27 protein-coding genes and 1 tRNA gene are annotated in these 26,675 nt (G+C 64.8%); 10 read left to right on the top strand and 18 right to left on the bottom strand.

Annotated features, from left to right (window positions below; genetic code table 11):
* Positions 1-295 precede the first annotated feature (295 nt).
* Positions 296-502, top strand: a complete 207-nt coding sequence (locus G3N98_RS17150; RefSeq protein ID WP_206148746.1) for a hypothetical protein — start codon at positions 296-298, stop codon at positions 500-502.
* A gap of 226 nt (positions 503-728) precedes the next feature.
* Here the strand turns inward: G3N98_RS17150 and G3N98_RS17145 are convergent, their stop codons facing one another.
* Positions 729-1,061, bottom strand: a complete 333-nt coding sequence (locus G3N98_RS17145; RefSeq protein ID WP_060337401.1) for a hypothetical protein — start codon at positions 1,059-1,061, stop codon at positions 729-731.
* Positions 1,062-2,561: 1,500 nt separating this feature from the next.
* Here G3N98_RS17145 and G3N98_RS17140 point away from each other — a divergent pair.
* Positions 2,562-2,638 (top strand) — tRNA-Met (locus tag G3N98_RS17140).
* Between the two features lie 212 nt (positions 2,639-2,850).
* Complete coding sequence (locus G3N98_RS17135) at positions 2,851-3,183, top strand: hypothetical protein (protein ID WP_175237936.1); 333 nt, start codon at positions 2,851-2,853, stop codon at positions 3,181-3,183.
* 54 nt (positions 3,184-3,237) lie between these two features.
* On the opposite strand, the gene G3N98_RS17130 is transcribed toward G3N98_RS17135, so the two are convergent.
* On the bottom strand, positions 3,238-3,978 hold the full coding sequence (locus tag G3N98_RS17130; protein ID WP_206148745.1) for an SDR family NAD(P)-dependent oxidoreductase: 741 nt from the start codon (positions 3,976-3,978) through the stop codon (positions 3,238-3,240).
* A 115-nt stretch (positions 3,979-4,093) separates the two neighbouring features.
* On the opposite strand from G3N98_RS17130, the gene G3N98_RS17125 reads away from it, so the two are divergent.
* Complete coding sequence (locus G3N98_RS17125; RefSeq protein WP_089473350.1) at positions 4,094-4,708, top strand: TetR/AcrR family transcriptional regulator; 615 nt, start codon at positions 4,094-4,096, stop codon at positions 4,706-4,708.
* 29 nt (positions 4,709-4,737) lie between these two features.
* Here the strand turns inward: G3N98_RS17125 and eco are convergent, their stop codons facing one another.
* Entirely contained in the window at positions 4,738-5,238 is a 501-nt protein-coding gene (gene eco, locus G3N98_RS17120; RefSeq protein ID WP_089473351.1) for a serine protease inhibitor ecotin, read from the bottom strand.
* Between the two features lie 144 nt (positions 5,239-5,382).
* Between eco and G3N98_RS17115 the strand changes: the two genes are divergently transcribed.
* Positions 5,383-5,697, top strand: coding sequence for a hypothetical protein (locus tag G3N98_RS17115; RefSeq protein ID WP_089473352.1), 315 nt, complete (start codon positions 5,383-5,385; stop codon positions 5,695-5,697).
* 183 nt (positions 5,698-5,880) lie between these two features.
* On the opposite strand, the gene G3N98_RS17110 is transcribed toward G3N98_RS17115, so the two are convergent.
* A complete protein-coding gene (locus G3N98_RS17110; RefSeq protein ID WP_206148744.1) occupies positions 5,881-6,282 on the bottom strand; it encodes a hypothetical protein in 402 nt (133 codons plus the stop codon).
* Positions 6,283-6,399: 117 nt separating this feature from the next.
* Between G3N98_RS17110 and G3N98_RS17105 the strand changes: the two genes are divergently transcribed.
* On the top strand, positions 6,400-6,780 hold the full coding sequence (locus tag G3N98_RS17105) for a DUF5594 family protein (protein WP_039368496.1): 381 nt from the start codon (positions 6,400-6,402) through the stop codon (positions 6,778-6,780).
* Positions 6,781-6,939: 159 nt separating this feature from the next.
* Positions 6,940-8,307: an MFS transporter gene (locus G3N98_RS17100; protein ID WP_089473353.1), complete on the top strand. Its 1,368-nt coding sequence runs from the start codon at positions 6,940-6,942 to the stop codon at positions 8,305-8,307.
* Between the two features lie 30 nt (positions 8,308-8,337).
* Here the strand turns inward: G3N98_RS17100 and G3N98_RS17095 are convergent, their stop codons facing one another.
* The 3 genes from G3N98_RS17095 to G3N98_RS39820 all read right to left on the bottom strand — a co-directional run bounded on the left by G3N98_RS17095 (position 8,338) and on the right by G3N98_RS39820 (position 10,693).
* The gene (locus G3N98_RS17095) at positions 8,338-8,931 is read right to left on the bottom strand and encodes an AAA family ATPase (protein WP_206148743.1); all 594 of its coding nucleotides are present in this window, start codon (positions 8,929-8,931) and stop codon (positions 8,338-8,340) included.
* Positions 8,924-10,345 carry an alpha,alpha-trehalose-phosphate synthase (UDP-forming) gene (otsA, locus tag G3N98_RS17090; RefSeq protein ID WP_039368502.1) on the bottom strand — a complete coding sequence of 474 codons (1,422 nt, stop codon included), beginning with the start codon at positions 10,343-10,345 and terminating at the stop codon, positions 8,924-8,926. Before otsA ends, G3N98_RS17095 begins: the two co-directional genes overlap by 8 nt.
* Positions 10,346-10,483: 138 nt before the next feature.
* Positions 10,484-10,693: a hypothetical protein gene (locus G3N98_RS39820; protein WP_089426067.1), complete on the bottom strand. Its 210-nt coding sequence runs from the start codon at positions 10,691-10,693 to the stop codon at positions 10,484-10,486.
* 288 nt (positions 10,694-10,981) lie between these two features.
* Here G3N98_RS39820 and G3N98_RS17085 point away from each other — a divergent pair, with 288 nt between their 5' ends.
* On the top strand, positions 10,982-11,533 hold the full coding sequence (locus G3N98_RS17085) for a hypothetical protein (RefSeq protein ID WP_089426068.1): 552 nt from the start codon (positions 10,982-10,984) through the stop codon (positions 11,531-11,533).
* A complete protein-coding gene (locus tag G3N98_RS17080; RefSeq protein WP_175011607.1) occupies positions 11,530-12,024 on the top strand; it encodes a hypothetical protein in 495 nt (164 codons plus the stop codon). Before G3N98_RS17085 ends, G3N98_RS17080 begins: the two co-directional genes overlap by 4 nt.
* Positions 12,025-12,269: 245 nt before the next feature.
* Here G3N98_RS17080 and G3N98_RS17075 read toward each other — a convergent pair whose 3' ends face one another.
* From G3N98_RS17075 to G3N98_RS17035, 9 genes are all read right to left on the bottom strand, one after another.
* Positions 12,270-12,956, bottom strand: a complete 687-nt coding sequence (locus G3N98_RS17075; protein WP_175237942.1) for a hypothetical protein — start codon at positions 12,954-12,956, stop codon at positions 12,270-12,272.
* Positions 12,957-13,030: 74 nt separating this feature from the next.
* On the bottom strand, positions 13,031-13,513 hold the full coding sequence (locus tag G3N98_RS17070; RefSeq protein WP_089456727.1) for a tetratricopeptide repeat protein: 483 nt from the start codon (positions 13,511-13,513) through the stop codon (positions 13,031-13,033).
* 64 nt (positions 13,514-13,577) lie between these two features.
* On the bottom strand, positions 13,578-14,048 hold the full coding sequence (locus G3N98_RS17065; protein WP_143330830.1) for a hypothetical protein: 471 nt from the start codon (positions 14,046-14,048) through the stop codon (positions 13,578-13,580).
* Positions 14,049-14,053: 5 nt separating this feature from the next.
* Entirely contained in the window at positions 14,054-15,397 is a 1,344-nt protein-coding gene (locus tag G3N98_RS17060) for a PAAR domain-containing protein (RefSeq protein WP_206148742.1), read from the bottom strand.
* Positions 15,398-15,409: 12 nt separating this feature from the next.
* Complete coding sequence (locus G3N98_RS17055) at positions 15,410-16,225, bottom strand: DcrB-related protein (protein ID WP_089473362.1); 816 nt, start codon at positions 16,223-16,225, stop codon at positions 15,410-15,412.
* A 98-nt stretch (positions 16,226-16,323) separates the two neighbouring features.
* Entirely contained in the window at positions 16,324-17,106 is a 783-nt protein-coding gene (locus G3N98_RS17050) for an ankyrin repeat domain-containing protein (RefSeq protein ID WP_089456731.1), read from the bottom strand.
* The gene (locus G3N98_RS17045) at positions 17,106-20,105 is read right to left on the bottom strand and encodes a type VI secretion system Vgr family protein (protein ID WP_089456732.1); all 3,000 of its coding nucleotides are present in this window, start codon (positions 20,103-20,105) and stop codon (positions 17,106-17,108) included. Before G3N98_RS17045 ends, G3N98_RS17050 begins: the two co-directional genes overlap by 1 nt.
* A gap of 563 nt (positions 20,106-20,668) precedes the next feature.
* Complete coding sequence (locus tag G3N98_RS17040; RefSeq protein ID WP_011352844.1) at positions 20,669-22,006, bottom strand: nitrate/sulfonate/bicarbonate ABC transporter ATP-binding protein; 1,338 nt, start codon at positions 22,004-22,006, stop codon at positions 20,669-20,671.
* 22 nt (positions 22,007-22,028) lie between these two features.
* A complete protein-coding gene (locus G3N98_RS17035) occupies positions 22,029-23,786 on the bottom strand; it encodes an ABC transporter permease subunit (protein WP_089426070.1) in 1,758 nt (585 codons plus the stop codon).
* Positions 23,787-24,292: 506 nt separating this feature from the next.
* Between G3N98_RS17035 and G3N98_RS17030 the strand changes: the two genes are divergently transcribed.
* Positions 24,293-24,559: a hypothetical protein gene (locus G3N98_RS17030; protein ID WP_011545926.1), complete on the top strand. Its 267-nt coding sequence runs from the start codon at positions 24,293-24,295 to the stop codon at positions 24,557-24,559.
* Positions 24,560-24,601: 42 nt separating this feature from the next.
* Here G3N98_RS17030 and G3N98_RS17025 read toward each other — a convergent pair whose 3' ends face one another.
* Complete coding sequence (locus tag G3N98_RS17025; RefSeq protein ID WP_089431557.1) at positions 24,602-25,918, bottom strand: ATP-binding protein; 1,317 nt, start codon at positions 25,916-25,918, stop codon at positions 24,602-24,604.
* The gene (locus G3N98_RS17020) at positions 25,902-26,627 is read right to left on the bottom strand and encodes a response regulator (protein WP_009693256.1); all 726 of its coding nucleotides are present in this window, start codon (positions 26,625-26,627) and stop codon (positions 25,902-25,904) included. Before G3N98_RS17020 ends, G3N98_RS17025 begins: the two co-directional genes overlap by 17 nt.
* Positions 26,628-26,675 lie beyond the last annotated feature (48 nt).

Here is a 26,675-nt window from a genome sequence, read left to right as displayed (position 1 = left end):
CCTGCATCGGCTTCCTTCAGCACCCCGATAATCTGCTCTTCACTGAACCGCGATTTCTTCATGACAAGGTTTCTCCTGCGGCCTTGCCACTAACTTTACAGTGGGATACTTCAGAGGGGAAAGGTCACACGTTCCCTCACGCACAGAAAATTTCCCTCTTTTCAAAGGAAATCAGCAAATGGCAGGTGTCAAAGGCAAGTCCGGTGGACCGCGAGCTAATAGCGGTGGGGCTCGGCCGGGCGCAGGTAGACCCAAGAAATCAACGCCGCCGCCCACTCCACTGGAAGAGCGCGACATGCTCCAACTCCTCCAGGACATCGCGCTCGGTCGCGTGGAGGCGACAGCGATTCAGGTGCGCGCAGCCATCGCCGCTGTGCAATACACGCATCCTAAGAAAGGCGAAACGGGCAAGAAAGAGCGAAGCGACGAAGCCGCGAAAAAAGCGGCAAGCCGGTTCGCACCAGCGGCTCCGCCGAAACTGATAGTCAACAACGGAAAATAAGATTCGACATGCAACAGAAACCGAGGCCGGTATGGCCCACAGTCAGTTGGACGGACGATCCATACACATTCCTGCTCGCTGTCATGAACAGCGACGCCGACACTGCAATTCGGATTGAGGCTGCAGTCGCACTGATGCCCTACCGTCACGAAATGGCTAGCAGCGAAGCAGAAAGCAAAGCGAGGGGCAACTAGATCAAGCGCGAGCGCCCCTCGGGCTCTACAGGTTATGCACCAGCGTATTCGACCTGCCGGGCCGTCGAGCGCAACTCATGGAAGCGGTCTTCGAAGTGCGTGAGCAGCATTTCGCTAAAGCGACCGTGATAAACGCCGTAAATTGCCTTTGTAAGGTTGATCTTATTGTTGCTGATCAGGCTGAAGCGCAGCTGCCCCGGTTCAACGTGAGGGCGAAGCCAAGCCTTATACCGCCACTGCTCCGGGGTATGGCTGAAGTCGCCAGCGTTATCGAAAAACCAAGTCTCGATGTGCTTCTGGCTGATCTTCTTGCGAATGTCGCTCAGAAGCTGAGCGGGATCGTCGGTACGAATCAAGATAGTCATACAAACCCTATGGGTTTTGGACCGGAGCTTGACAGATCGAGAGAAGTCGTCAAAAATCGCGGCCCAAGGTTAGAAAAAAGTCGGCATGTGGATGACTCGGGGGAGAGTCACATACCGACAGGTTGCGCAATATCCAAGGTCACACGGATGTGTGGCCTTTTTTATTGCACCTATCAGAATACCGTAAACTGGCACTGTTTATGCGTAGCGTATAAACACGACTGTTGTTTTTAGGCAACAAGCCGAACTATCTTCGATCTTTCCCATCTCGAAAAAAAACGAGCCAGTCGGCGCACGTACGCCGCCACTGAGTGACAAGATGGATAGCCTCCACGATTCAAATCACCCAACCTCTGACATCCAACGAATTTTCAAGACCGTCATTGCAGTGCGATACTGCCGAAACCCAATTGGAATCTACTGGCCGACTCCTTAATGTGGAGTTCGGAATTTCCTGAAATGTGGAACCAGAGGTGGCGTATGCAAGTCTGGGGACGATCGCTCGAATTCTGGGACTCAGTGACAGTCTGGTTGATGTGGATCGCAGCGGCCTGCGGCGGCACTGCGGCCGCTACCGGTCTAGCTGGCGCGATAATAAGCAGACAGGTTAGTTCAGCAATTCAGCGAGACGCAGATCAGCGCATTGCCTCAACAGACGCACTGGCGGCCAAGTCGAATGAGATCGCGGCAAAAGCAACGCTTGATTTGGAACAACTTCGGGCTCAGGTCGGCCCCCGACAATTCAACCGCCCCGCCTTTCTCGACACCCTCCGTGGCGAAGCTGCAGGAAACGTCGAAATCGTATATCTAAGAAATGACCCAGAGTGCTTTGATGTCGCTCAGCAACTTTGGCATCTATTGCAAGACGCGAATTGGCGCGTGGCTCCGCCCGTTCCGATCTTTGACGGACGACAGGTTCAACCAGCCCCGATGAACGCGGATGGGCAACCCTCGGGACTCACTGTCGTCGCGTCGATCGGCTCACCGGCGGAAGCAGATGCATCGCAGCTGCGCGCGCTTAGCCAACCATGGGTCCATACTCCATTCACTATCCTGGGGTACGCAATCGAGAGAGGTATTGGCAGGGTTGCAACGCACATAAATGGCCCGAACCGTCCGCCAGAGGGGACTTTGCGAGTCGTAGTGGCGCCACGGTAGATTGAGACACGCGTCGCGACCACATCAGCGCCTCTCGTTGCCCCGATCACCAGGGGGTTGTTTTGGGGGTCTTTTTGTCAGCCCTACTCGCCACCCTCTTTTCTACCATATAGACATGAATTCTGTCGGGGGACCAGCCATCCTCATGGCCTCATCCACTTTCCCACGATCCAATACCGCAACGGCGGCGACGAAAAGCGCCTGACGTCGAAGCGGATCGGGAAGCATCGGCAGCCAATCTGCACGCCGGATCTCGCGCTTGTTGAAGGTGAGCCGCCGACTCCATTCGACGTAATTCACCAATCGATTGACTCTCCACATCAGCCCTAGTACACTTCGCGCCGCGGGGTGGAGCAGTCTGGCAGCTCGTCGGGCTCATAACCCGAAGGTCGTAGGTTCAAATCCTACCCCCGCAACCAATACCGAAGCCCGCTCTGCGAAAGCAAGCGGGCTTTTTGCTTTCCGCATGCACTGCTGCGTGAGCACCGACGGGCTGCGATGCAGACAAATCGCAGAACATTCAGCCCCAGGCATCCCCTGCGACACACGATCGCATCTCACCGGATCGCCACGGCCCTGCGCCCCATATTGCGTAGAATTCCGAACCTTCTTCAGCATCCGGACTCCCGCAATGATTCGAGCGATCGCGGCACTCGCCGCGCTTTCAGCGATGACCGGCACGGCAAACGCCGCCGACACCCTTACCGCACCCGCGAAGCCGCGCTATGTCAGCCCCGGCATCGCCAACATCACGAACGCAGCAGCCCCGCACGCGGAAAACCCCTCCCCCGACGCACGCTGCCGTGAACTGGCCGCCGGGATCGACGCCGTCACACACGCCCCCGACCGCGGCCAGAAGGTCGTGCGTGGAATGGGCCCGGACGGCAAGCCGCGCAACGAGCTGCGCGCTTACGACAAGCGCGCCGATCTCGAAACCGAGCATCACCGGCTCGGCTGCCGATAACGAACGCCACGCCGCCCGGTCGAACAATCACGCCGGGCGTCGGCATTCACGCACTCACGCGTTCGCACCACCATCGATCGTCAACCCCGTCCCGTTGATCGACCGCCCTTCCGGCCCGACGACGAACGCCACGAGCGCCGCGACGTCGTCTGCCTTGCCGTACTGCGGGATCGCCATCCGCGAACGCTGCGCACCGGCATGTTCGCCATCGGCCGGATTCATGTCGGTATCCGTCGACCCCGGATGCACGATATTGACCGTGACGCCGCGCGGGCCGAGATCGCGCGCAAGCCCCTGCGTCCAGCCGATCAGCGCGGCCTTGCTCGCGGCATAGAGGCTCATCCCCGCATCGGGCACGCGCGTGGCGAGGCAACTCCCCGTCGACACGATGCGCCCGCCCTCCACGAGATGCCGCGCCGCCGCCTGCGACGCGACGATCACCGCGCGCACGTTCACGTTCAGCGTCGCGTCGATATCGTCGAGCGTGAGGTCGTCCAGCGCGCCGGCGCGGAAAATCCCCGCGTTGTTGACGAGAATGTCGAGACCGCCGAACGCCTCCGCCGCACGATCGACCGCGTCGCGCACGGCCACCGGATCGGCGCTGTCGGCCTGGATCGCAACGGCGCGGCGGCCCAGCGCCTCGATGCCGGCCACGACGGCCTGCGCCCGCTCCGCCGATTTCTCATAGGTGATCGCGACGTCCGCGCCCTCGGCCGCCAGCCGTTTCGCGATCGCCGCACCGATGCCGCGGCTGCCGCCCGTGATGAGTGCACGCTTGCCCTGAAGTCGATTCATGTCGGTTCCTTTCCTCATTTATGTAACGACCGACACAGAATGTGGCAAGTTGCGCGACACAGTCAATTGATTTAATTTATCGATCGATACAGAAATCGATGAAGGAACGGACGCAATGGCTGAACGGGGCCGACCGAGAAGCTTCGACAAGGAAGCGGCGCTGGATCGCGCGATGGAGGTATTCTGGCGCCTCGGCTACGAAGGCGCGTCGATGGCCGACCTGACGGCCGCGATGGGCATCGCGTCGCCGAGCCTGTATGCGGCGTTCGGCAGCAAGGAAGCGTTGTTCCGGCTGGCGCTCGAGCATTACAGCGCGACGGAGGGACGGGAAATCTGGGGCGGCGTCGAACAGGCCGGCAGCGCGCACGACGCCGTACGGAACTACCTGATGGATACCGCACGCGTGTTCACGCGGCGGTCGAAGCCGGCCGGCTGCCTGATCGTGCTGTCGGCACTGCATCCGGCCGAGCGCTCCGATACGGTTCGGCAAACGCTGATCGCGATGCGCGAGCGCACGGTCGAGAACCTGCGCGAACGCCTCAGGCAAGGGGTCGCGACCGGCGAGATCACGGCACAAGCGAACCTCGATGCAATCGCGCGGTACTACGTGACGGTCCAGCAGGGGATGTCGATCCAGGCGCGCGACGGTGCGAGCCGTCGCGATCTGGAGGCCGTCGCGCAAGCCGCGCTGGCCGCGTGGCCAGCGCTCGTCGGTATGGGCGGCGCGTAGCGGCAGGACGCCGCGGCCGCGCCGTAACGTTACTGTTTTGCCGCGTGTTGCACGTCCTTCGACGCATGCCACGCGCGATAGCGCACCTCGAAGCCGTCCGGCACATAGACGACGAGCGGCAGGCGGCTGTTGTAGCGCAGCAGCTGGCCGTCACCGCGTACCTGCACGAACCGTTGCTGCGGCGCCTGGCCCGGGCATGCCATCAGCGTCGAGGCCGGCCCCTTCACGTCGGTGAGCTGGTAGTACGTATAGCCCCAGCCCTTCACGTCCTCGGCGGTCAGCTCGCCGCCGAACCACTGCTGGTTGCAGTCGGTCTGCAGCGTCTTGCCGATCATCAGCTCGACGCGCGCATCGCCTTCGTTCTCCAGCGCGGGCAGCGCGATCACGACGCGCTGCTGGCCGGCCGCCGCCTGCGGAAACATCTTGATCGACTCGGCCGTCACGGCGGGCGCCGAAGCGGGCCCCGCCACGCAGGCGGCGGCTGTCGTCACGCAGAAGGCGGCCAGTGCGGCCCGGATCGCGAATTTCATCGATGTACTCCTGAAAAACAAAATGAGCCCCGGATGCTAACACTTCCGTCACACGACCTTACGCCGCTGTAATTTGACGACACAATTGCAAACAGCTGGCAATCCCCTTGCGCGGTACTTATACGGGAACCAACGGAGAACATCATGCTGAAGCTCATTGCGGCCGCCGGCGCCGCCACCCTGCTGGCCGGCTGCGTCGTCGCCCCGGACGCCGGATACGGCTACGGCTACGGGCAGCCCTACTATTCCGATCCCGGCTACGCGTACGCCCCGTCGCCCGTGTACGGCACGGTCAATATCTGGGGCGGTGGCGGCGGACGCGACTGGGATCGCGGCCGGCGCGACTACCATCGCTGGGACGGCGATCGTGGCAACCGCGGCAACGGCTGGGGGCGCGGCGGCGGCCACCGCGGCGACTGGAACGATGGCGGAGGCGGCGGCGGCGGCCATCGCCACTGACGCGCATTTGCAACCGTTTGTATCCGCGTGCCGCGCGCCAGGATGGCCGGCGCGTCACGTAGCCGAACGGACGGCCGCGCAAAAGACGAAGGCCCTCGCATGAAGCGAGGGCCTTTTTGTCGTTCGGTGCGGTGAAGCGAACAGCGCCACCGCCGCCTGCTCACGCTTCGCGCGTCAGCCTGCTCACCAGCCGGCCGGCTGCGCGTAGCCGCCCGAGACGGGCGCGCCGCACACATACGCGCGCTGGTAGCGGTCGTAGCAATAGTTCGGGCCGTCGTCCTGGTACTGCGCCTGCTGGTAGGTCGGATACGCAGGCTGCTGATACGCGGGCGCCTGGTAGTACGTCGGCGGCTGATAAGCCGGTGCCTGGTACGCGGGCGCCTGATACGCGACGGGCGGATTCATCGCGGACGTCACGATTGCGCCGAGCACCGCGCCGCCGATCAACGCGCCGATGACGGCGCCACCGTCGCGGCCATGCGCGGACGCCTGGCCTGCCACGGCAAGCGAACCGGCGAGGACACACACTGCGGCAATTTTTTTCATGATGGACTCCCACGCGAAGTGGTACTGGATGCGATGCATTGTGGCGGCTCGCGGCCGTAATAGATGCAGCAAGTGGTAACGCGCGATTACCGGTATCACGCCCATCGAAATGCACCGTCGCCGTGCTACGATTTTCGGCATACAGGAGACGCCGTCATGCAGCCGGAAACCGCCCGCCGTTTCGATACCGAATTCGCCCCGCGCATCGCACAGGCAATCGCCGCCTTCTTCGCCGAACACGTGCTGACCGACGTCGTCCCGTATGGCGGCCACGGGCACCCGACGCGCGTGCAGATCCGCAGCGCGCCGCACGAGCACGTGAGCGGCTTCGACCATCCGCTGAACCTCGAACTGACCTGGGACACCGACGAAATCGAGCGGCTGATGGAGCCGGACGGCCCGCAACGCTTCGAGCATTACCTTGCCGCGCTGCCGAAAAAGCTGGGGGCATGGCAGAGCGCGCGCGACATCGATCTCCTGTCGCGCACGCAGGCCGACCCGCTCGTGCGGCTCGGCGGCCTCGACTTCGAAGGCTGAGCGCCGGCGTCGCGCGATGCGGCCCGGTGATACACTCGACCGGCCCCGCTCCGGTGCAGTTGCGCCGGCCGGGCCGCTCATCGCCGCCTCCACCCTTGCGCATGGTTGCGCACGCAACCGGCAACCGGGCGCGCGGACAACCACGCCTCTGCTCCCGCCATGAACGCCGATACCGGCCTGCCGCTTCCGCAACGCTACTGGGCGATCGTCTGCGTCGCACTGGGCATCACGCTCGCCGTGCTCGACGGCGCCATCGCCAACGTCGCGCTGCCGACGATCGCGCGCGACCTGCACGCATCCGACGCCGCCTCGATCTGGATCGTCAACGCGTACCAGCTCGCGGTCACGATCACGCTGCTGCCGCTCGCGTCGCTCGGCGAGCGCATCGGCTATCGCCGCATCTACATCGCGGGGCTCGCGCTGTTCACTGCCGCATCGCTCGGCTGCGCGCTTGCCGGCTCGCTGCCGATGCTGGCCGTGATGCGCGTGATCCAGGGCTTCGGCGCGGCCGGCATCATGAGCGTCAACGCCGCGCTCGTGCGGATGATCTACCCGTCGTCGATGCTCGGGCGCGGGCTGTCGATCAATGCGATGGTAGTGGCGCTGTCGTCGGCGATCGGGCCGACGGTCGCCTCCGCGATCCTGTCGTTCGCGTCGTGGCCGTGGCTCTTCGCGGTCAACGTGCCGATCGGCATCGCCGCGGTATTCGGCAGCGTGCGTGCGCTGCCGGCCAACCCGCTGCACGACGCGCCGTACGATTTCGCGAGCGCGGTAATGAACGCGTGCGTGTTCGGGCTGCTGATCACGGCCGTGGACGGGCTCGGCCATGGCGAAAGCCATGCGTACGTCGCGGCCGAGCTGGCCGTCGCGTTCGTCGTCGGCTACTTCTTCGTGAAGCGCCAGCTGTCGCAGCCGGCGCCGCTGCTGCCGGTCGACCTGATGCGCATCCCGATGTTCGCGCTGTCGGTCTATACGTCGACGGCGTCGTTCACGTCGCAGATGCTCGCGTTCGTCGCGCTGCCGTTCTGGCTGCAGAACTCGCTCGGCTTCTCGCAGGTCGAGACGGGCCTGTACATGACGCCGTGGCCGCTCGTGATCGTGTTCGCCGCGCCGCTCGCGGGCGTGCTGTCCGATCGCTATTCGGCCGGCATCCTCGGTGGGATCGGGCTCGCGCTGTTCGCGGCCGGGCTGTTGTCGCTCGCGACGATCGGCGCGCACCCGGGCACCGTCGACATCGTGTGGCGGATGGCGCTGTGCGGTGCGGGCTTCGGGTTGTTCCAGTCGCCGAACAACCGCGCGATGCTGTCGTCGGCGCCGCGCGAACGCAGCGGTGGCGCGGGCGGCATGCTGAGCACCGCGCGGCTGACCGGGCAGACGCTCGGCGCCGCGCTCGTCGCGTTGATTTTCGGACTCGTGCCCGATCGCGGGCCGACGATCGCGCTCTATGTCGCCGCAGCATTCGCGGCGGTGGCCGCGGTCGTCAGCATGCTGCGCATCACGTCGCCGCGGCCGGACACGGCGACCTGACACATCGCTCGCCGTCCTCGCTCCCGCCCGTCATTCCGCGTCGAGCGCATCCGTCACGAAGCGCACGCGCGCCTGCACGCTGTCACGCGGCAGTTCGATCAGCCGGTAGCCATATGACGTGTAGCACTCGACCATCGCGTCGTAGGTGCGCACGGCTTCCGCGAAATCCTGCCGGCGCTCGGCGTCCTGCGCATAGATGTCCGGCCACGGCGGCGCGATGAACACGCGCCGGTGGTAGCGGAAACGGCGGGCCGCGGCTTCCGCATGCGCGGGCACCGCGAGCCCTGTCAGCCGTAGATAGCCGACCACGTCCGGCACGCCGCGATCGAAGAACACAGGCCCGCGCGCGTGGCGCGCAAGATCGTACGAGCGCATCTCCCAGCTCAGCATCAACTCGGCGAACGCCGCCGGGTCACGCCACGGCAACGCCTGGCCGTCGATCGCCATCTGGTCGCGGATCACGCCGCGACCGGCTTCCTGCGAGCGCGCGAAACCGGCGCGTTCGAGCGCGTCGAGCAATGTGCTCTTGCCCGAGCCCGGGCCACCGGTGACGATAAAGAAACGGCGTGCGGCTTCCTCGCTCGCATCGTCGGCGGCGCCGGGTGCCTGCACGACCTCACGCATGCGCAACCCGCCGGCCCGCGCGCCGCGTGACCGACGCGGCCGCCGCGACGCTGCGCAAGTCGGCGACGAACGTATCGCGCCAGACCGACAGGTCGTTCGCGCGCAGCCGCGCGAGGTTCTCCTCGTGGCGCGCCTGCCGCTCCGCGAGCGGCATCGACAGCGCGCGCTCGAGCGCCTCGGCCATCTGCGACAGGTCGTACGGATTGACGAGGAGCGCGCCGGTCAGCTCGGCCGCCGCGCCCGCGAACTCCGACAGCACGAGCACACCCGGATCGGCCGGATCCTGCGACGCGACGTACTCCTTCGCGACGAGATTCATCCCGTCACGCAGCGGCGTCACGTAGCCCACCTGCGACATCCGGAAGAACGCCATCAGCAGGTTGCGCTCGTACTTGCGGTTCAGGTACTGGATCGGCGTCCAGTCGAGCTGCGAGAAGCGGCCGTTGATGCGGCCCGCCTCGCCCTCGAGTGTTTCGCGGATGTCCTGATAGGTCTTCACGTCGGAACGCGTCGGCGGCGCGATCTGCAGCAGCGACACACGCCCCTGCCAGCCCGGCGCGTTCGCGAGCATCCGCTCGAACGACTGGAAGCGCTCGACGAGCCCCTTCGAATAATCGAGGCGGTCGACGCTCATCACCAGCTTGCGGCCGTCGAGCGCCTCGCGCAGCATCTTCACCGGCTTGCGCGTGCCGTACTGGACGGCCGCCTGCGCGATCGCGTCGGGATGCACGCCGATCGGATAGGCGGCGACCTTCACGACGCGGCCATGCGCGTGCAGCATCCCGTCGTCGCTCGCCGCGCCGATCCCGCGCCGCTCGATGTAGTCGGTAAACGCCTGCTTGTCGGCCTCGGTCTGGAAGCCCGCGACGTCGTACGCGCACATGAACTTCACGAGCTCCTCGTGCGGCGGCACGAGACGCAGCATGTCGGGCGACGGAAACGGAATGTGCAGGAAGAAGCCGATCGGGTTCTTCACGCCGAGCTCGCGCAGGTAATGCGCGAACGGCAACAGGTGATAGTCGTGCACCCAGATCAGGTCGTCGGGGCGCAGCAAGGCGGCGAGCTGCTTCGCGAGCATCGCGTTCACGCGCAGATAGCCTGCGTATTCCTGGCGGTCGAAGCGCGCGAGATCGCCGCGGTAATGGAACACCGGCCACAGCGTCGCATTCGAGAAGCCGCGGTAGTACTGGTCGTAGTCGCGCCGGGTCAGCCCGACCGTCGCATAGGTGACGTTGCCGTCCCGCTGGATCGCGGGCTCGGTGTCGGGTGCGTCGACGATCTCGCCGTTCCAGCCGAACCAGACGCCGCCCGTTTCCTTCAGCGCGTCCATCACGCCGACCGCCAGGCCACCCGCGCTCGGGCGCGTGTCCTCGCCGGCGGCGACACGGTTCGATACCACGATCAATCTGCTCATGCGGCTTCCCCTCCTCGATTCGATTGGCTGGCGCGCGGCACGCGCCAAAGCGGGCGCGGCGGCCCGAAGGCGGCCGTGCGGCGATTCAGTTCCGAGAATTGCGATGAAATACAGCGGTGGAATGCGGCTACGACGGAATCACGCGTCCTGCTCCTGACCGAGGTCACGTTGATAGTCGAGCCCTTCCGGGCGGGCGCCGCCCTGGTTGTGATCGCCGTCCGACGGCGTGTCGTCGGGCGCGCCCGGAGGCGGCGCCGATGGCGCGTCGGTCCGCGGACGCGGGCGGTCTTCCGGACGGACGGCCGCCGCGTCTGGCGGCCGAGGTGATAGCCGTTTCGAACGGCGCATAGCTGGGTGTCTCATATGCGGCGCGGCCCAAGGCCGTCGTAGAAACATTCCATAGCACAACAGTCTAGGTCGCCTGCTCGCATCCGAAGGTAACAATTACCATCAATTTGTAACGTTTCGACCCCTCCGCAAGCATCTATCCGACAATAACGCCGCTCGCGCGCACGCGGCCTGCCGCACGGCGATTTGTCAAAGCTTTGCAGTTTTCCTATGACAATTGCGAAACAATGACGCGGCATGACGGTGTGCATGCCACGCCGCTCACCCAGACAGGACTTGCACTCAGGGATGAACATTCGTTTCGAATCGCCGCGCCGGGCCACGCCGGCGCGCGTCGTGCTGGCCGTGATCGCCACGGCCGCACTGCTGTCCGGCTGCAACTCGCTGTACAGCGAAGGCGCGACTGCCGGCGCCGGTATCGCGGGCGCCGCGATCGCCTCCAAGGTCACCAACAACGCCGCCGTCGCGACGGGCATCGGCCTCGGCGCCGTCGCCGGTGCGCGGGCGGGTGTCCAGTACTCGCAGCGGGTCGCGCACCGTTACACCCAGGAACAGATCGCGAAGGCTGCGGGCCCGCTCGACGTGGGCGGGGTTGCGCCGTGGTCGACGCACCACTCGTTCCCAATCGAGGACGACGAGCAGGGTCGCGTGACGGTCAGCCGGATGATCAGCATCGGTCCGCTCGACTGCAAGGAAATCGTGTTCGCGGTCGATACGCCCGCGAAACCCGACAAAGCCGCGCAATCGGCCTTCTACGTCGCCACGATCTGCCGCGACGGCCCCGTGTGGAAATGGGCATCGGCCGAGCCGGCGACCGAACGCTGGGGTGCGCTGCAATGAGCGTCGCGCTCCGTATCGCGGCCATCGGCGCGCTGTGCGCGGCAACGGCCACGCTGTCGGGCTGCGGGTCGGTCGGCGCGGCGAGCGGCGCACTCGCCGGCGCGGCGACGGGCCTCGTCACCGCGAACCCGGCGGTCGGCGTCGGCGTCGGGATTGCCGTGCAGGCCGCGACCGACGAAGCCGTCAACCGCACGATGAAGCAGCTCCATCAGAACCAGCAGGATGCGATCGCGAAGGTGGTCGGCAGCCTGGCCGTCGGCGAAGTGAAGCCGTGGAAGGTGAAGAACACGCTGCCGCTGGAAAACGGCGAAGGCGAGGTGCGCGTCGCGCGCGCTTATTCGACGCCGCTCGCGCTGTGCAAGGAATTCGCGTTCTCGGTGAAGGACGGCGACAAGGCCGACTGGTATTTCGCGAATGCCTGCCAGCAAGGCACGCACTGGAAGTGGGCGTCGGCGGAACCGGCGGTCGATCGGTGGGGGAATCTGCAGTAGCGATGCGATAGGCCGCGCATCATGCGCGGTGCCGTTGCCGATGCCGTTCCGCTCGGCCGCAACCGGCAGTCGTTAGATGGACGCGCCAAGCAGCATCGCGCTGCCCTTGATCCGCGCGGACAACGCACCCATCTTCCGGATTGCTGGCCAGGTGCCCTCACCTGTCGGCCAATCAAGTCAGCCGCCAAGCATCCGACTTGCCAATCCGGGCACTTCGATCATCGGCACGTTCGTCCGCCGGACGATCAGATCGATGCGCCTGTCCGCCGATTGAACGCGGCCCGCATGACATCCGGGCCGATCATTTCCATTCGACTCAGTTCGGCAAGGACCGCCGCAAGTATGCCGTCGACCTCGGGATCCACCGCTCTCATCTGCTTCAGCAACGCAGGCTGGAAGGCTTCATCTTCATTGATTCCCGACTCCCCCGTCTGACGTCGCGCACGATACAGCACGCCAACCCAGTAGCGAATGCGCTCGATTGCGCTCCATCCCGCATAGGTGTTCGGGAACCTCGCTTTTTCGATCGCTTGCCGAACGATTGTCTCGGGATCGCCCAGAAACCGCATGAAGAACATCTGTTCGCCGACGGCAAGCTTCGACGAAGTCACGGGATCGTACGCGGTATAGGTTTCGTAACGAACGTCGGTAGCGGCCTCGAGCCGATTGCCCACTTGCACCCGGATTCCATCCCGCAGAACGATCCGCCGCTCGATCGGAAATCGTGCTTCGCGCTCGCTGCGTGACAGCAGACGCCCCGATTGCGGCGAAAACTCGACTTCATGTTGACGACCGATTTTCGCGTCGACGTACCAAACGACGATCGTTTGCGACTCGGCATTCTCGAGCGCCTTCAAGAAAATTGCCTCGGGAATCAACACCGTCAACGATGAAGGCAGCGCGGAGTACGGCAACTTGTCACGCTTCAACATCACGACGGCCCCCAAGCAATTTGCCCGGATAGTTCCGGGCCGGATACCGCCAACTTCGCACCCCGCGGCAGCCGTTACGCACGCGCGCGAAGCTGCGCCACCCTGTCCTTGATCTTCGCGGACAACGCATCGTCCGGGTTGTAGGTCAGGCACCGCTCCAGATCGGCAATCGCAGCCTTGATATCGCCCAGCGTCTCGTAAACGCGGGCGCGGTTGAAATAGACGAAAGGCTGATCGGGATTGAGCTTCAGCGCCTTGTCGAAATAATCCAGCGACTTCTGGTAGCCGCCGCCTTCGAGGAAAATCGTCGCGAGCGTGCAATACGCCGACGCGTCCGTGTACCCCAGTTCGATGGCCCGATTCAGGTCGTTCAACGCAAGATCCGTCTTCTTGATCATCGCGAAGGTCGTGCCGCGGTCCGCATACGTCGCCGCGTCTTCCGGCGCGATTTTCAGGATGTCGCCGTACAGCCCGAGCGCGTCCTCGATGCGCCCCTGCGACACGAAACCACGCGCCCGCATGCGAATCGGTGAAAAATCAGGATTCTTGTCGGTCATTCCATTCAGCTCCAAAAACTTCGTTCTTCCATTATCCGCTTCGCCGTCCGGAAACCGCCCCGGTTCAGGGAGCCGATTTCTCGATGAGCCCTTTCAGGTAGCTCTCAAACACACTGAACCGGACAATCGACGCATTTCGCCTGGTTGGATGCGGACCCGCCGCAGCTTTCACGGCTTCCGGCAGATCGTCCCTCAACCACAACTCGGGCATCTGCAACCGCGCGTACGATTCACCGTCAATTTCCTCCAGGACCATGTGGCCGCGCCATGGATATTCGTTGAACACGCCGGACACCTGATGGACGAAGAGCAGCGCCCGCTCCCCGATCTGGAGCGAAACGTTCCCCCACGTCGCAGGTCCACTGTAAAACTCGAACTCCGTCCCGAGGTGATCCGGCGTGATGCCCTTTCCGCAGGAATAGATCTGCTCTATTTTTGCCCGGAGTACGTGCGGACTCGGTGAATCGATGACGGACACGAACACCAGGTCGTGCATTCTGACAGCGGCGGAATAAAGGCTCTCTGACACATTCATAAGATTCAATTTCCTGGCGTCCAGGGCGTGCCCACTTTCTCGAGCTCCGGCATGTAGTTCTGCAATTTCCCTGTTCCTTCAGGAATGGGAATGCCGAGGCGTCCTGGAAACGTTGCACAGTTATAGTTGTTTTCGGGCCATTCGCCAGACTTGGGCGGCCATTGATACCGGATGTCATCCATCGGTCCACGTGCAAGCAGTTCCTCATGTGCCGCCAGTATCGATTCGTACTGCTCTTGCGTGACCGGTATCTTTTGCTCGTACACCGTCTGTGGAGCGCCGCCGCCACCACGGGCAGGCAGCGGCTCTTTCGCGACCGCGATGAATGCGTCTTGATCCGCGGTAAGCATCCCGGGGTAACTGCCCGATCCCTTCAGGTTGCCAAACACTTCCGCTGCGCTCGCGTCTCCCGTTGCGGGACCAAAGCCCCATATCGTCTTGCCACCGTCCAGCGAATACCCGACGTGGCCAGTGTACTGATACGGATGCATGCCGGCTTCGACGTCGGACACCCGTCCGCCGCCACGAAACCCGAACAGCGAAATCGTCGGCTGCTCCGTCGCGCCCGCGGCACCTTCGACGGCCTCCAGCGCCGACAACTCGCCAGCCACCGAGCCCGCCCCCCTCGCCCCGCTGACGAGCCCGGCCCCCTTCCCCGCGCCGAATCCACCCAGCAAGCTTCCTCCAAGCATCGACCACTTCTGCCCGTCCGAACCCTCGCCGAAGATCTTTCCGCCCAGCCACCCGCCGACTTCGCCGCCGAGAAAACCGCCGGCGGCGCCGAGCAACGCCAGCGCCGGCCCCGCAAGGACAGCCGCGGCGGCAATGCCCACCGCAGCCATCGTCCAGTTGACCCACGCCGGAATCTCGGGATTGTACTCACCGACCGCCGGGCCGCCGATGAACACGTTCGGCGATCCGTCGTTGATCAGCGCGCCGCACATCATCCGGTCTTCCTTGCGGCTCGCCGGCTGGCTGTTGATGAAGACCGTCGACGAACCCTGCGCGACCACCTGCGGCGGACCCGCGTGGTCGCTGCACAGGCCCAGGCTCAGGATGGCCCGCATCGCCGCGCGACTGTTGATGAAGACGTTGGGCGAGCCTTTTATCAGACTTCCCGTGACGTGTCGCGGCGCCCACGACATCGTGCCCAGCACTTCGCCAAGGCCGCCGCCCGCGGCAGCACCCGCGGCGACTGCAGCGACCACCGTCAACGCGGCACCGCCTGTGGCGACCACCGCCACCGCGCCGATCACCGCACCCGCGATCAACCCGGCGATCATCCATCCCTTGGATGCCGTATGCGCAATCGGATCGCCGAGTCGCGCAGCAGCAAGCAATGTATCCACGCGCGCTCCCCGTTAGCCCGCGTTCGCAACCGCGGTCAGATAAGCACGCACGGCCTCGATGCTCTGCATGCCGGTCATGCCCTTCACCGCCGTCACCCCGGCAAGCCGGTCGCCCAGCGACGCGTGCTCGCGCGAATCCGTCGTCCAGAGCGCGAACTGACGGCCATCCAGTGCTCGCCACGCCTGCTGTCCAGCCGGAGCAGGCTGCAACGCGAGCGGCTCGCCGGCCGAGCCGAAGAACGCGGTGTCGTCGAACATTTCCGTGACGTCGTGCCGGAACAGTTCGGCCATGCCGGTGAGCGCGTACAACGTCGCGCTCGGCTCGTGCAGCACGAAGACGATGCCCGCCTCGTCCTGGCCGAGCGCGGTCGGCACAAAAGCCGCACGGTCGGGCCGGGCCAGCACGACACTCGCGAGCAGGCTCTTGTACTCCTTGCTCTTGTCCTCCGTGAACGACTTCGGACAGGTGCCGATGAAACTGATCGCCACGCGCTCGCGCCCGGCCTTCGGCGACATCACCACCGTCTGGCGCTGATGCAGCGGCGTGCCTTCCGACACCCACTGATAATCGACTTCGCGCGCGGTTTCGCCATCGATTTCCCGGTTTTCCAGATGCTTCAATTCGAAACGCGGAAGCGACTTTCGCATCTCCGATACGAGCCGCGTCACGAACGTATCGACCGTGTCGTCCGGCTCCATCGGCGCACGCGAAACCACGAACGTGAATCCGCTGCTCCCTGCTTCATCGACCGTGAACAGGTGAATCGTCTTGTCTTTGAAGTGCGCCGGCAACTGAATGACGACGTCGTTCATCTGATATTCGGACATGCTCTTCTCGGTTCGGCCTGCCCGTCGGGGCAGGCGCCGGATTGAAACTGTTCGCCGGCTGCACAGGCGCAGCCGGCGCATCCGTCATGCGGCTGACGTTACTGCACGCCCGCCGTGACCAGACGCTTGTGAATGGCTTCGATGCGACTCAGCTGCGGCGAGCCTTTCGGCGTCTGCTGCAGTTCGTCGCCGAGGACTTTCGAATAGGCGAGGCCGTTGTCGTTCTTCACCGACGGATCGGCACCGTGCTCGAGCAGATAATCGACGACGTCCCACTGCCGCAGGCGCGTCGCTTCGTAGAGCGCGGTTTCCTTCATCGAGTCCCGCAGATTGACGTTGGCCTTGTGCTCGACCAGCACGCGCATTTGCGGCAACAGCGTGTCCTTGCAGGTTGCGAACAGCAGCGGCGTATCGCCGTCGTACTTGAGATCCGGGCTCATGCCACCGGCCAGCAATGCTTTCAGCAAGTTGGGCGTGTCTGCCCGCGCAGCCAGATATGCCACGTTCGCTCCGTTCTCGCCGAACGGCTGTTCGGGCTTCGCGCCGTCCCGCACCAGCTCGCTGACGATCTGGAAGTGCACGTTCGTGGCGTCCGTCTTCACCGGAATCGCCTCCTGCACCGCGAACGACAACAGGGTGGCCTTCTTGTTGCCCGGCGCAGCCAGATCGGTACGCGTCGCAAGCGATTTGACCTGCTCGAGATTTCCGTCGCGAATGGCACGCGCCAGCTCGAGTTGCGATCCCGAGAAAAAGTCTTCGGGCGGGTAACGCTTGAAGTCTGCCATTTTTGTTTCCTGTGCTTGAGTCGGCCACCAGAACGGCGACGACAAACCGATTACCGCGACAACCGCGCCCGCGGCGATGACCTTGCTGTATTTCATCAATGTCCCTGAAGTTGGCTCAGCAACGACGCCTGCTGATCGGCAGCGGTCGTTTCCAGTCCGCTCGTCACCTGCCCCATCATGTGACGCTGAACGGTCGTCAAACTGGTACCCGGAATGGTGATCTGCTCACCGACGGCCTTGGGCATCAATTGCGACGTCACGTCACTGATCGGGCCCAGCCTGCCTTCCTGCACCCCGGTCAGGATGTCGCCATCGACCCGGTAGTTCGTGATGGCCGACGCCCGGGGTGCTGCGCCGTACATCGGCAGCGTTTCGGAATTGAGGCCGGCCGCGTTGAACGTCGTCGCGCCCGCGCCGCTGGCCTGGGACGCTGCCGAAGCCAACCCGCCGCCGAGCGAGTGACCGGTGAGATCGAGGCCGCCTGCATTGCCCGAGCCGTAGATCTTCTTGCCGATGGTCACCGCACGATCGTAGTACGGGGAGTTGTCGCCCAATCCCTGATTGAGGTTGTTCGACCAGTCTTCCTTGACCGTGGGCTGCGTTCCCTTGAACGCCAGGGTAGGCTTCATGCTGTCGCCGAACACCGCAGGGTCGGGCGCATAGACCTGCGCACCGAAGTTGCTGCCGGGAATCTGCAGGTCCTGCGGCCTCAGGCCGAACTTCTTGAGCGCTTCCGGATCGTTCGATACGTTCTTCCATCCGGGCGGCGCCGTACCTGGCGTGTACACGGCCCCCGCGAGTTTGGCCAGTTGCTGCGCCTTGACCGTCGCCTGAAGCTTGCGAGCCGCCGCCTGCACTTTTGGATCGGCCGACGCGAGACCTGCCGCGATGATCGCCTGTTGATTGGCCCACTCGATCGCCATCGCCTGTTCAGGCGTCACGAAAAGCCCTTGATTCAGATGGATCACCGGGCCATCGAGAAAGATGCCGCTCTGATTGATCAGGATGCTCGATGCGCCATGAGACAGTTTGATGCTGTCCGGCTTCAGTGTGACGATGCTCGCGCCCACCCGATGCTCGATCTCGTCCGTTGCCTGATAGCTCTGCTTCCCCGGCCCGGCATCGCCGGCCAGCGCCTGCACGCCGACGCTGTTGGCCGTCGTGAAGCGCGCCTTCGCGATCTTTTCCGACAGGCTGCCTTCCGCGACGTGCTTGCTCTCGTCGCCTTTCAGCACCGACACGCTTCGCGCGCCGGATTCGACCGTATGCGATTCGTTATCCTTGACAATCGTCTTCATGTCCTTCTGCGCATGCAGAAAGACTTCCTGGGCGCCATTCACATCCGAGAACCGCAGTTCGTTGAAGCCCTCGCCCTTGTGCGTCTGACTGCGCATCCCCATCGTCTGGCCGCCGCTGCCGTGATACGGGTTGCCGGATTCGCCGTTGAACACACGGCCTACGACGATGGGGTTGTCCGGGTCGCCCTGGTTGAACGAGACCAGCACCTCCTGGCCGATCCGTGGAATCGCCGAACCGCCCCATCCCTTGCCTGCCCACGGTTGCGATACGCGCACCCACATCGAGTCCGAGCCGTCGAGCTTGCCGCGCCGGTCCCACAGGAAATGCAGCTTGACCCGGCTGCCGTCGGTGTGAATTTCCTCGCCCTTCGGCCCGACCACGATCGCGGACTGCGTACCCTGCATGTGCGGCTTGGGCGTACGCCGCTCCGGCCGGAACGGAATGTCGATCGGCAAGCACGTAAACGTATTGTGGTACGGCAGCTTCGAGGTCTGCTGGGTATAGTCGTTCGCCACCTGATGACGAACGCGAAGAATCACGAAATCCTTGTTGTTGTAGGCGGACGTGCCGTGATTGACCAGCGTAAAGCGCCCGCTCGTCGTCATGCCGTGCGCATGCCCCGCTCCGTTGAAACGATGCGCGAGCGCTTCTTCCGCTTCCATCGCATAGCATGCGTAACGCTGCCCGTCGTTCCCGTGGTCATACAGCGAATGGAACTGGTAACGCTCCGTCGTCTGGATATTCGGGTGCTTCAGATTGACGGTCGGCACCTCGACATGCATCAGTTGCGACGACGGCTGGTTGTAATTGAAATCCCGGTACGTGATCTTGCCGACTCGGAAGCTGAACGCCTCGTCCCAGCGGTTGATGCCGTTCTGCTCGCTTGCTGCGCTGTTGGCTTCGTACGGAATCGTCTTCAGATTCGGAATCGGCTGAAACATCGCGTTGCTGTCGCCGATCACGAGTACATGCTTGTCGTTTTCGTAGCGGAACGTCCAGATCAGCCCTTCCTGCTCCATCAGGCGCGAGCAGAAACTGTAGTACGACTCGTCGTACATCACGATGTATTCGAGCTTTGGACGATCGCCCTGAATGGCGAACTCGAAATCCGGGAAGCCCATCTCACGGAAAATGTCGCCCAGGATGTCCTGCGGCGTCTGATTCTGGAAGATCCGGCAATCGGTCGAGCGCGTCAGGAACCAGAACCACGGAACGACCGACATTTCGTAGCGGGTCACCGAACCCGAGTTTCCGACACGCCCGAACGACGCAACGTAACCGTCGAAATACCGCTTCGTCTCGATATCGGCCGACGACGTCACGACACGCGTCAGACTGAAATTGCGGCTCTGCGGCTCCAGCGTGATCTTGACCCGCTGCCCGACAATTTCCTGGGGCTCGATATTGTTGCGATGCGACAGCAGATCGAGATGCGTTTCGGTGAGCTGATTGACGTGTTCGTCAATGACGGCCGCGCTGACCAGCAGCACGTCCGGACCGAGCGGTGTTTCGATCGTGACGAAGCGATTATCCTGGGTCAAGCGCGGAACCGCACCCGTCAGGCCGTTGATTGCCTCGGCAATCGACTCCGGTGCCTTGCCGATCAACGACAAGCCGGTTTGAGCCAGTTGAACCGCGCTCGCGGCCCCGCCCAGCAGCCCGGCGCCCGGCATGCCGGTCAGCGCCCCCAGTTGCCCCGCCATTCCGGCAAGCGAACCCAGGTTGCTCAAACCGCCGGCCAAGGCCGCGCCGCCCCCTCCCGTCCCATCGGGGTTTCCGTTTGCAGCGAAACTCATCATTAACCTCGTTTTTTTCGTCCGGCGGACCCGCCGCAACCTAGACGCTATCGCACCAACAAGGCGCTCTCAGCCGCCTTGAAGGCGCTAAATATATCAAACCGCGGAGAATTTCATAACACTTACCAGCATTTAATATTCCGGAATGACAACCGACGCGATCGACCACCGAATCGAGCCCCAATACCCATTGCCTGCTGCCGAGCGCAACCGCGCACCTGCCGCGGCATCGCTCGCAATCGGTCAACGATGAACGACCGGAGCACGACGTACAACGAACAAATGGGTGCGGCGGGAATTCAATGCGCGGTGGAGTGAATGGTGCAGCCGGAGGTAAGCAAAGCGTTGCGGTCGAGGATCGAACCGGGTGCGACATCCTCGACGAACGCCATTCGCCGCGCCTCCGGTGGAGGCGCGGCCCGACGCTCAGGTGGAGCATCGCCCGGCGCTCCTTGCGATCGCCGGGGGCAGGCCGCACGGCCCTTGGCGGGGCGCGGCCGGATGAAAGCGTGGCGGACATCCGGGCCCTGCCGGCCGGATGCGCCGGAGGCGCCCCGACTGCGTCAGGACTCGACGTCCTCGAGACTGAAGATCTCGGTCTGGTCGTTGTACGAGAAGATCTCGCCGTAACGGCCCCAGTCGATCACCGCGTCGAGCGTCTCCTCGGCGGCGCCGTCCGACAGGAAATCCTCCAGCTCCTGCTCGAACCGCACGCGCGGCGCACGATGGCCCGGGCGCTCGTTCAGTACCTTCTTGATCCGCGCCGCGAGCGGCACGTGCTTCAGCAGGTGATCCGCGAACATCAGCTTGCGCTCCTGCGTGCCGAATTCCGCGAACACGCGCCCCGGCGGCGTCAGGAACACGTCGCCTTCGCGCACGTCCGCGAAGCCGAGGTACTGCAGCACTTCGGCGATCGGGAACAGGTCGTCGACTTCCAGATGCAGCGTGCGTGCGATTTCCGGCATGTCCGCGCGGCCGTGGTAAGGCGCCATTGCGAGCGTCTCGATCAGGCCGGCCATCAGGTTGGTCGACACCTGCGGCAGCCAGCTGCCGAGCTCGAGCCCCTTCTTCGTCGCCTCGCCGGTCTGGCGGGCCGTCATCTTCGCGTAGATGTCGTCGACGAGCTTGCGGAACGCCGGGTCGAGCCGGTTGCGCGGATGCTTGAACGGCACCTTGATCTCGGCGATCACGCGGCCCGGGTTCGACGACAGCACGAGGATCCGGTCGCACATGAACACGGCTTCCTCGATATTGTGCGTGACGATCAGCACCGACTTGATCGGCATCCGGCCCTGCGTCCACAGATCGAGCAGGTCGGTACGCAGCGTCTCGGCCGTCAGCACGTCGAGCGCGGAGAACGGCTCGTCCATCAGCAGGATCGTCGGATCGACGACGAGCGCGCGCGCAAAGCCCACGCGCTGGCGCATGCCGCCCGACAGCTCGCGCGGGTACGCGTTCTCGAAGCCGTCGAGACCGATCAGGTCGATCGCGGCCAGCGCACGCTCACGCCGCTCGCGTGCGCCGACGCCGAGCGCCTCGAGGCCGGCTTCCACGTTCTGCAGCACGGTGAGCCACGGGAACAGCGCGAAGGTCTGGAACACCATCGCGACGCCTTCGGCCGGGCCGCGCAGCGGCTGGCCGAGATAGGTCACTTCACCGCCGGTCGGCTCGATCAGCCCGGCGATGATGCGCAGCAGCGTCGACTTGCCCGAGCCGGAACGGCCGAGCAGCCCGACGATCTCGCCTTCGCGCAGCGACAGGTTCGCATCGTCGAGCACGAGCAATTCGCCCTGCGTCTTGTTGAAGCCGCGACAGACGTGATCGACGCGCAGGATTTCCTCACCGAGGCGCGGCGGCTGGTTCGTCTGGACGGGGGCGTTTACAGCATTCGGATTGTGCATCGCGTTTCGCTCTCAATCGGTCTCAGTCGAGCCGCAGCTTCGCTTCGGCGAAGGCATACAGCGGACGCCACAGCAGGCGGTTGAACAGGGTGACGAACAGGGACATCACGGCGATGCCCAGGATGATCTTCGGAAAATCGCCGGCGGCGGTGGTCTGCGCGATATAGGCACCGAGGCCGTGCGCCTCGATCTTGGTATTGCCCCACTGCACGGCTTCCGACACGATGCTCGCGTTCCACGCGCCGCCCGATGCGGTGATCGCGCCGGTCACGTAGTACGGGAAGATGCCGGGCAGGATCGCCTGCCGCCACCACTGCCAGCCACGGATGCGGAAGTTCGTCGCGGCTTCGCGATAGTCGTTCGGGTAGGACGTCGCGCCGGCGATCACGTTGAACAGGATATACCACTGCGTGCCGAGCACGATCAGCGGTGACAGCCAGATATCGGCGTTCAGGTGGAAGCGCGCGATCACGATCACGAACACCGGGAACAACAGGTTGGCCGGAAACGCGGCGAGGAACTGCGCGAGCGGCTGCAGCTTCTCGGCCAGCTTCGGGCGCAGCCCGACCCACACGCCGATCGGCACCCAGATCACTGACGCGATGGAGATCAGCACGACCACGCGCAGCAGCGTGATGAGCCCCAGCACCAGCACGTGGCCGACCTCGGCCATCGTCACGCCGGTCGACACGAAGCTGATGACACGCCACACGATATACGCCGTGCCGAGCAGCACGAGGGTCGCCCACGCGATGTCGACCGTGCGTGACGCCTTCTTCTCGACTTTCGGCAGCGAGAAGCGCATCGCCCCCGACAGCGGCAGACGCAGCGGAATCCGCGCGGCCTTCGCGAAGAACCAGCCGGCCGGCACGAGCAACTGATGAATCAGGCGCGTGCGGCGCACGAGGTCGAGCAGCCACGATTGCGGCGCGTCGCCCGACGCGGTGTTTTCCATCCGGAACTTGTCGGCCCACGCGATGAGCGGGCGGAACAGCAGTTGGTCGTACGCGACGATCACGACCGTCATCGTGAGGATCACCCAGCCGATCGCACCGAGGTTCTTGTCCGAGATCGCCTGCGCGAGATACGCGCCGACGCCCGGCAACGTAATAGTCTGGTTGCCGACGGTGATGGCCTCCGACGCGACGACGAAGAACCAGCCGCCCGACATCGACATCATCATGTTCCAGATCAGGCCCGGCATCGAGAACGGCACTTCGAGCTTCCAGAAGCGCTGCCACGACGTCAGGTGGAAACCCCGCGACACTTCGTCCAGGTCGCGCGGCACCGTACGCAGCGACTGGTAGAAGCTGAACGTCATGTTCCACGCCTGGCTCGTGAAGATCGCGAAGATCGCCGCGAGCTCGGCGCCGAGCACGCGGCTCGGGAACAGCGCGAGGAAAAACGTGACGGTGAACGAGATGAAGCCGAGCACCGGCACCGACTGCAGGATGTCGAGGATCGGGATCAGTACCATGCCGGCACGCCGGCTTTTCGCGGCGAGCGTGCCGTAGATCAGCGTGAACGCAAGCGAGGCGACCATTGCGGCAAGCATCCGCAGCGTGGTGCGCAACGCGTATTCGGGCAGGTTCGACGGGTCGAGCGAGATCTTCTGCGTCTGCAGGGTACCGATCGGCGCCATCGTTTCGTGGAAGCCGACGACCGCCATCGCGATCAGGCAGATGATCAGCGGAAACGCGATGAAATCCCACCGGTTCGGCAGGACGCGCCACGCGGACGCGTTGGCGGTCCGGTTCGGATTGAAGAATCCGACGTCCATCAGGCGCCCTCCCCGGTAAGGCCGAACGAAGCCGGCAGTCGATGTTGATTCATGGCAAAGCGCACGGGTGCGGTAATTCGATTGACTGACGATCGCGCGCGAGCGCGGTGCGCCGTGCGTGCGCTGCCGCGCCCCGGACGAGCCGGCCCGCGACGGCACGACACTACACCAACCTGTATTTCAGGTACAACCGTCCGGGAGCGGCGCAGGCGGCGCACGGATCGTGCCTGGCGCGCGGGCGGATGGCGGATGCGCGGGTCGAGCAGCCCCGGCCGCAGTCTTTCGGCCGGCATGCAGGCCCGAATTATGCCGTGATCCGGCCCGCCCGGGAACCCGCCAGCCGCACGTGTGCGCAAACCATGTCGGGCGTCACCAGCCGGATACGACTAAGCGGGTATGATCAGGGCTGGCCCTCGGGGTCTGTTGCGGATGGTCCGACGGCCACGCATGCGCGTGCCCGATGTCAACAGGCGCCGGGGATCGATCGACGAGCGGGAGGAAAGGGAATGGCAGGAAACTTGGTGATCGTCTGCCGCGATCAGGATGCCGACGCGTTCTACGAACTGATGCAGGAATACGGGTCGTTCCAGACGCGGCTGTCGTCGACGGCGTGGTACCTGAACATGAACGTCGTGCCGGAATCGCTGCAGGAGGAAATCCTGGAGCGCCTCGGCCGGTACACGACCGTCTACATCTTCGAGGCCACCACCGTGACCTACAACACCATCGACAGCAACGCGGCCGAGACGCTCGGCACGCTGTTCGGCGAATGATGGCACGCGGCGCCAGCCCGGACGGGCTGGCGCCGCAGCCGCTCATGCGGCCTGTGCGTGGGGTTCGTCCTTCGGCACGACCTCGAACGGGAACGTCATCGCGACACGCAGGCCGCCTTCGGGGCGGTTGCCGATGTCGCACGTCCCGCCCAGCCTGAGCACGAGCCGCTCGACGATCGCGAGCCCGAGCCCGCTGTGGCCGTTGCCGCCGCGCGCCGGGTCGAGCCGCACGAACGGCCGCGTGGCCGCCGCGAGGTCGCGCGGCGCGATCCCGCCGCCGCTGTCGCTCACCGACAACACGTAGCCGGCCGGCGTGCGCGCCGTCTCGACGAGCACGGGCGGCGCACCATACGCATGCGCATTGTCCAGCAGGTTCGACAGGATCCGGTCGAGCGTCGCCGTCGGCAGCCGGAAGCCCGGATCGGCGTCGAGCCGGGTCTGGACCGTCGGCGCGTTCGGCGCGACCGCGCGATAGCTGCGCGCGATCCGCTCGCACGCCTGATCGACCGGCACCGGCTCGCTGCGATCGGACCCGCCGTGCGCGAACACCAGGAATTGATCGACGATGTGCGACATCGAATCGACGTCGCGCACGACGCCGTCACGCAACCGGGCGTCGTCCATCATTTCCGCCCGCAGCCGCATCCGCGCAAGCGGCGTGCGCAGGTCGTGCGCCACGCCCGCGAGCATCACCGCGCGGTCGCTCTCGGCCTGCGACACCTGTTCCACCATCTGGTTGAAGCCATGCGTGAGCTGGCGCAGCTCGCGCGGGCCGCGCTCGCGCAGCGGCGGCACCGGCTGGCCGCGGCCGAAGCGCGCGACCGCGCGTGCCAGCGAACGCAGCGGCTGCTGCAGTTGCCAGGCCGCGAACAGCGCGGCGATCACGCCGGCCGAGAAGATCGTGCCGAGCCACAACAGCATCCGGTCGAGCGAGCGCGGCGGCCGCAGCGGCTGAACCGGCACCACGATCCAGTTGCGGTCGGTCGGCTCCTTCACCCACAGCACCGGCGGATGTCCGGGCGTGCCGATCTCGACCTGCGTGCCGGGCGGCATGCGGTCGCTCACGTCGTCGCGGAACCGCTTCAGCGGCGGCGGCAGCCCCGCATCACCGCCCTTCGGCACGTCGGCGCTGTCCGGCGACACGAGCCGCACGCGCGACGGCAGCGGCTGGTCCGGCGTGCGCGCGACGTGCTGGCGCACCGCGTCGACCAGGAACGCGGCCTCTTCGACCGCGTAACGCGTCTGCATCTGGCTGCGCTCGAGCCGCATCGCGAAGAACCACGCGAAGTGCGACAGGAGCAGGACACCGACGACGAGCAGCGCCAGCCGCCCGAACAGTGAATCAATGGGTTTGCGCATGGGCCTCGCCGTCGGGCACGAACACGTAGCCGCGCCCGCGCACCGTCTGGATGAAGCGCGGCGTCGACGGATCCGTTTCGAGGATGCGGCGCAGGCGCCACACCTGGACGTCGATGCCGCGGTCGGTGCCGTCGTACTCGGGCCCGTGCAGCAGCTCGAGCAGCCGCTCGCGCGTGAGCGTGCGCAGCGCATGGTTCACGAAGATCTTCAGCAGCGCGAATTCACTGCTCGACAGCGTGGCCGGCTTGCCGTCGACCGACAGCGTGCGCGCCTGGAAGTCGAGCACGAAGCGGCCGAACGCGAACGGCTCGCGCTGTTCGGGCGCCGCGGCCGACGGCGTCGCGCGGCGGCGGCGCAGCACGGCCTGCACGCGCGCGAGCAGCTCGCGCGGGTTGAACGGCTTGCCGAGGTAGTCGTCCGCGCCGAGCTCGAGCCCGACGATGCGGTCGACGTCGTCCGCACGCGCGGTCAGCATGATCACGGGGATGTCGTCGCCGGCCGCGCGCAGCTGGCGCAGCGCGGTCAGGCCGTCGACGCCCGGCATCATCAGGTCCAGCACGATCAGGTCGGGCCGCTCGCGCTCGAGGCGCTTCTCGAGCGTCGCCGCGTCGTGCAGCACGGACACTTCCATCCCCTGGCGCACGAGGTAGTCGCGCAGCAGGTCTCGGAGTTCTTGGTCGTCGTCGACGATGAGGATCTGGGTAGTCATGGCTCGAAGTTTACCGCGCGAGGGCGGAGTCGAAGAACGAAACAAAGG

It is taken from the genome of Burkholderia sp. Tr-20390 (assembly GCF_017104595.1).
Classification (GTDB): domain Bacteria; phylum Pseudomonadota; class Gammaproteobacteria; order Burkholderiales; family Burkholderiaceae; genus Burkholderia.
Note: the sequence above shows the minus strand (reverse complement) of the source record. Positions and strands in the feature narration are given on the sequence as shown.

Excerpts from the sequence above, each read along its gene's own strand:
- G3N98_RS17035 (WP_089426070.1), bottom strand. The coding sequence starts at position 23,786 with ATGGACGTCGGATTCTTCAATCCGAACCGGACCGCCAACGCGTCCGCG.
- G3N98_RS17065 (WP_143330830.1), bottom strand. The coding sequence starts at position 14,048 with ATGAATGTGTCAGAGAGCCTTTATTCCGCCGCTGTCAGAATGCACGAC.
- G3N98_RS17055 (WP_089473362.1), bottom strand. The coding sequence starts at position 16,225 with ATGTCCGAATATCAGATGAACGACGTCGTCATTCAGTTGCCGGCGCAC.
- G3N98_RS17040 (WP_011352844.1), bottom strand. The coding sequence starts at position 22,006 with ATGCACAATCCGAATGCTGTAAACGCCCCCGTCCAGACGAACCAGCCG.
- G3N98_RS17110 (WP_206148744.1), bottom strand. The coding sequence starts at position 6,282 with ATGCATCGCATCCAGTACCACTTCGCGTGGGAGTCCATCATGAAAAAA.
- G3N98_RS39820 (WP_089426067.1), bottom strand. The coding sequence starts at position 10,693 with ATGCGCCGTTCGAAACGGCTATCACCTCGGCCGCCAGACGCGGCGGCC.
- G3N98_RS17135 (WP_175237936.1), top strand. The coding sequence starts at position 2,851 with ATGATTCGAGCGATCGCGGCACTCGCCGCGCTTTCAGCGATGACCGGC.
- eco (WP_089473351.1), bottom strand. The coding sequence starts at position 5,238 with ATGAAATTCGCGATCCGGGCCGCACTGGCCGCCTTCTGCGTGACGACA.
- G3N98_RS17105 (WP_039368496.1), top strand. The coding sequence starts at position 6,400 with ATGCAGCCGGAAACCGCCCGCCGTTTCGATACCGAATTCGCCCCGCGC.
- G3N98_RS17020 (WP_009693256.1), bottom strand. The coding sequence starts at position 26,627 with ATGACTACCCAGATCCTCATCGTCGACGACGACCAAGAACTCCGAGAC.
- G3N98_RS17100 (WP_089473353.1), top strand. The coding sequence starts at position 6,940 with ATGAACGCCGATACCGGCCTGCCGCTTCCGCAACGCTACTGGGCGATC.
- G3N98_RS17085 (WP_089426068.1), top strand. The coding sequence starts at position 10,982 with ATGAACATTCGTTTCGAATCGCCGCGCCGGGCCACGCCGGCGCGCGTC.
- G3N98_RS17045 (WP_089456732.1), bottom strand. The coding sequence starts at position 20,105 with ATGAGTTTCGCTGCAAACGGAAACCCCGATGGGACGGGAGGGGGCGGC.
- G3N98_RS17145 (WP_060337401.1), bottom strand. The coding sequence starts at position 1,061 with ATGACTATCTTGATTCGTACCGACGATCCCGCTCAGCTTCTGAGCGAC.
- G3N98_RS17030 (WP_011545926.1), top strand. The coding sequence starts at position 24,293 with ATGGCAGGAAACTTGGTGATCGTCTGCCGCGATCAGGATGCCGACGCG.
- G3N98_RS17130 (WP_206148745.1), bottom strand. The coding sequence starts at position 3,978 with ATGAATCGACTTCAGGGCAAGCGTGCACTCATCACGGGCGGCAGCCGC.
- G3N98_RS17115 (WP_089473352.1), top strand. The coding sequence starts at position 5,383 with ATGCTGAAGCTCATTGCGGCCGCCGGCGCCGCCACCCTGCTGGCCGGC.
- G3N98_RS17080 (WP_175011607.1), top strand. The coding sequence starts at position 11,530 with ATGAGCGTCGCGCTCCGTATCGCGGCCATCGGCGCGCTGTGCGCGGCA.
- otsA (WP_039368502.1), bottom strand. The coding sequence starts at position 10,345 with ATGAGCAGATTGATCGTGGTATCGAACCGTGTCGCCGCCGGCGAGGAC.
- G3N98_RS17095 (WP_206148743.1), bottom strand. The coding sequence starts at position 8,931 with ATGCGTGAGGTCGTGCAGGCACCCGGCGCCGCCGACGATGCGAGCGAG.
- G3N98_RS17025 (WP_089431557.1), bottom strand. The coding sequence starts at position 25,918 with ATGCGCAAACCCATTGATTCACTGTTCGGGCGGCTGGCGCTGCTCGTC.
- G3N98_RS17125 (WP_089473350.1), top strand. The coding sequence starts at position 4,094 with ATGGCTGAACGGGGCCGACCGAGAAGCTTCGACAAGGAAGCGGCGCTG.
- G3N98_RS17075 (WP_175237942.1), bottom strand. The coding sequence starts at position 12,956 with ATGTTGAAGCGTGACAAGTTGCCGTACTCCGCGCTGCCTTCATCGTTG.
- G3N98_RS17050 (WP_089456731.1), bottom strand. The coding sequence starts at position 17,106 with ATGAAATACAGCAAGGTCATCGCCGCGGGCGCGGTTGTCGCGGTAATC.
- G3N98_RS17070 (WP_089456727.1), bottom strand. The coding sequence starts at position 13,513 with ATGACCGACAAGAATCCTGATTTTTCACCGATTCGCATGCGGGCGCGT.
- G3N98_RS17150 (WP_206148746.1), top strand. The coding sequence starts at position 296 with ATGCTCCAACTCCTCCAGGACATCGCGCTCGGTCGCGTGGAGGCGACA.